At 59.6% G+C, this 2,337-nt stretch carries 2 protein-coding genes and 1 pseudogene; all 3 read left to right on the top strand.

The genetic code is table 11. From position 1 onward, the window contains the following. The coding region (locus JNL55_RS08225) for a TonB-dependent receptor (protein ID WP_293851830.1) at window positions 1-265 on the top strand (265 nt) is incomplete at its 5' end. Between the two features lie 42 nt (window positions 266-307). Then, window positions 308-1,594 (top strand): amidohydrolase family protein, encoded by a 1,287-nt coding sequence (locus JNL55_RS08230; protein WP_293851833.1) that lies wholly within the window; start codon window positions 308-310, stop codon window positions 1,592-1,594. Between the two features lie 75 nt (window positions 1,595-1,669). Beyond that, window positions 1,670-2,337 (top strand): annotated as a pseudogene (locus JNL55_RS08235) (hypothetical protein); the annotation flags it as partial.

Genomic DNA, 2,337 nt, shown 5'->3' on the forward strand with positions numbered 1-2,337 from the left:
CGCATTCGAACCTTCGTTGCTGCTCAGTCATCGATACATCTCCGAGGCGCCGAGCGGCGTGCTGGGCCAACCGCTGCAACAAGGCGACTTTCATCTACTCGACGCGCGTCTTGCGGTTCGCTTCGACAAGCTGGATGTCACGCTGTTCGTCAACAACATCTCCAACGAGCACGGCGTGACGACCCAGATGGAGCTCGGAGACCAGGTCGCCCGCTATCTGACCAGGCCACGCACTGTGGGCTTGACGCTGGCTTATCGCCTGTAGCGCTCGCTTCTCGTTCTGAAACTCTTGGTTCCGGAGGCTCTCGTGAGTGGTCTCTTTACTCGTTCGTTCGGTGTGTTGGTGCTCGGCATGGTGGCGTTTTCTGCTGCGTACGCGGCCAAGAAGGAAGGCGGCACTACTGTCATTCATGCCGGTCATCTGATCGTCGAGCCGGGCAAGCCGGTGCTGGACAAGCAATCCGTCGTGATCGAGAACGGCAAGATCGTGGCTGTTCGCCCTGGCTTCGTGGCCGGCGATGACGTGATCGATCTGAAGAATGCCTGGGTGATGCCAGGGTTGATCGACATGCACTCGCATATCACGACAGTCTTGGATACGAAGGCGGCGCTCGGGCCGCAAATGGTCATGGCCTATATGAGCCGGCCCGCCGAACGGGTGCTGAGTATGCTGCCGACCGTGAACTCGCTGTTGATGAGCGGCTTCACCACCATTCGCAGCCTCGGCGATCCGTCAGGCAGCGTTTACGATCTGCGCGATGCCATCAACAAGGGCATCGTCGCCGGCCCGCGCATCCTCGGTATCGAGCCGCAAATTAGCATTGCTGGCGGTGACTACGATGCGCCTAATTTCAGAGTGCGGACGGATCTCGAGCAATACGTGAGCAATCGAGGCAATTGCAGCGGCGTGGATGATTGCATCCGCGTGGTTCGCGAAGAGGTGAGGCGCGGTGCTGACGTGATCAAGCTGCGTCAGTCTGGACTGGCCTATATGGATCCGAAGATTTCAATGGTGGAGTCGGAACCGGAGATCAAGGCCATCATCGATATGGCCCATCAGCTCAATCGCACTGTCGCTGCGCATGTCGTTGGCACACCTGCGTACTTGCATATGGTGATTGCCGCTGGCGCTGACACGATTGAGCATGGTCCGTTGGATGACGCTGCCATCGCGTTGATGAAGCAGCACGGTACGGCGTATACGCCGACCTTGCTTGCTACCAAAGTTTATGACGAAGCCGCCGGGTCGCAGTTCTACGAGAGGACCGCCAAGAGTGCCGGTGATGCTTATCGGGCTGGGGTCGAGATTGTGTTCGGCTCCGACCTGGGCATGTTCGGGCCGGAACGCGTGTACGAAGAGTTCGCTTTGCTGGCGTCGGTTGGCATCCCCGCCGACGGGGTGTTGCGTAGTGCGACTACCAGCGCTGCCAAGAAGCTGGGAAGAGGCGATAGTTTGGGCACTATCGAAGCCGGCAAGGTTGCCGATTTGATTGCCATGGCCAGCAATCCGCTGACGAACATTGAACGCGTGGGCAATGAGAAGAACGTGTCGTTCGTGATGAAAGAGGGCCGGGTGTACAAGAACGAGCGCTGAGGCCGCTGCGGCGAATGGCGCCGCTGACCACACTATTGTTGCAAGAGCCGACGCTGCGTCGGTCAGGAGGCAACTGTGGGGTCATTCGCTGCTTCGTATTTAGTCATTGGGCTGTTGGCCTCGCCGGGGCCCTGGGCCGGCGAGCCGCGAGGCGCATTCGACACGGGAACCTTCGAAGAGCTCTGGATCGACGCAGCCCGCGACGATCCAAGCACCTCCGATCCGAGCGACCGGCGCAAGGTCATGGTGCAAGTCTGGTATCCAGCAGCGCCATCGAAGCAGGCGCGCCTCGCGCCATACGCAATCAGTCCTCAGCTCTACGGAAAGGACCATTGGGTCCACGAACGAGCTCACGTTCAAACCCGCTCCGCACTCGATGCGCCGGTGGCAAAAGCCCCGCAGCGTTTCCCAGTGCTGATCTATAACCACGGCGGCCTGCATCCCCATTTCAGCGCCACTTTCCAAACCGAATTCCTGGCCAGCCACGGCTACATCGTCGTCGCCATCGGTCATCCGGGAGCGAACGAAATCGAACGCTTCCCCGACGGCACCACGTATAAGAACGACGGCAATCAATGGATGGTGCAACCCGCAAACGCCCGGCAGCTGCCGCTACGAGAACGTTGGGAAGACAGCTGGATCAAATCGGACATCAGCCTGCTCGTGCAGGACGTGAGCTTCGTGCTGGATCGCTTGACGCAGTTGAACAGCACCCCCAAGCATCGTTTGCAGCGACGGCTCGA

This window comes from Steroidobacter sp., assembly GCF_016790065.1.
GTDB lineage: Bacteria > Pseudomonadota > Gammaproteobacteria > Steroidobacterales > Steroidobacteraceae > Steroidobacter.